The 1,402-nt window shown below is 72.8% G+C and carries 2 protein-coding genes; both read right to left on the bottom strand.

Going from position 1 to position 1,402, the window contains the following annotated elements; genetic code table 11:
* The coding region (locus tag J2Y49_RS32360) for a glycerate kinase (RefSeq protein ID WP_310119880.1) at nucleotides 1-992 on the bottom strand (992 nt) is incomplete at its 3' end.
* 17 nt (nucleotides 993-1,009) lie between these two features.
* Nucleotides 1,010-1,402 (bottom strand): NAD-binding protein (locus J2Y49_RS32355; RefSeq protein ID WP_310119878.1); only part of this gene is annotated, 393 nt, incomplete at its 5' end.

Genomic DNA, 1,402 nt, shown 5'->3' with positions numbered 1-1,402 from the left:
CCGCCGCGGCCCGAGCCGCGCACCGTCACCGTGGTCTCGCCGCCCGACAGCAGGATGCAGGGCGCGGTGAAGGGCTGCGCCCGGCCGGCCACCTGCAATGCCATGCCGCCCAGCACCGTGCCGACGTCGCGCGCCTCGCCTTCGATGCGGTCGCTCAGGATGTGCACCGGGTAGCCGGCCTTGCGCCCTACCGCTGCGGCGGCCTCCAGCGCCATCTGCGGCGTGGCGATCAGGCGGGCCTCGCAGCCCGCCAGCCGCGGGTCGTCCGGCTTGACGCTCTCGCCGCGCCCGCTTTCCAGCACGTCGCGCAGCGCGGGAGGCACCGTGATGCCGTAGCGGCGGAGGATGGCGAGGGCGTCGGCGCAGCTGGTGGGATCGCCGACGGTGGGGCCCGACGCGATGTCCATCGGGTTGTCGCCGGGCACGTCGGACAGCAGCAGCGTCAGCACCCGGGCCGGGGCGCAGGCGGCGGCGAGCCGCCCGCCCTTCACCGCCGACAGGTGGCGGCGCACGCAGTTCATCTCGGCGATCGTGGCGCCGGAGGCGAGCAGGGCGCGGTTGACCGCCTGCTTGTCCGCCAGCGTCACGCCGTCCAGCGGCAGCGCCAGCAGCGCTGAACCGCCGCCGGAGATCAGGCACAGCACCAGATCGTCCGCGCCGAGGCCGGAGACCAGGGCGCGGATGCGCCCGGCGGCGGCCAGACCGGCGGCATCCGGCACCGGGTGGGCGGCCTCGACAATCTCGATGCGCTCACACGGCACGGCATAGCCGTAGCGGGTGACCACCAGCCCGGAGAGGGCTCCGGGCCAATGGTCCTCGACCGCCCGCGCCATCGCCGCCGAGGCCTTGCCGGCGCCGATCACCACCAGCCGGCCCTTGGGAGACCCCTTGGGAAGTTCGGGCAGGTTGGCCGGCACGCACAGCGCCGGCTGGGCGGCGGCGATTGCGGCATCGAACATCTGGCGCAGCAGGGCGCGCGGAACGGTCGACATGGAACGAGCCTCCTACCTTAGACTTTCTGGCCGATCTCGAAGTTGGCGAGCATCTCGAGCGCGCGGACCATGCCGGAATGGTCCCAGGCCTTGCCGCCGTTGGCGGCGCAGGCGTTGAACAGCTCCTGGGCGGTGGCGGTGTTGGGCAGGCTGACGCCGAGCGAGCGGGCGGTGGCGAGCGCGAGGTTGAGGTCCTTCTGATGCAGCTCGATGCGGAAGCCGGGATCGAAGGTCCGCTTGACCATGCGCTCGCCATGGACCTCGAGGATGCGGGAATTGGCGAAGCCGCCCATCAGGGCCTGACGGACCTTGGCCGGATCGGCGCCGGCCTTGGCGGCGAGCAGCAGGGCCTCGCCGACCGCCTCGATGGTGAGCGCGACGATGATCTGGTTGGCGACCTTGGTGGTCTG

Origin of the sequence: Azospirillum sp. BE72, from assembly GCF_031455875.1 — a bacterium.
Classification (GTDB): domain Bacteria; phylum Pseudomonadota; class Alphaproteobacteria; order Azospirillales; family Azospirillaceae; genus Azospirillum.
The sequence above is the reverse complement of the archived record's forward strand: the minus strand, read 5'-3'. Positions and strand labels throughout refer to the sequence as shown.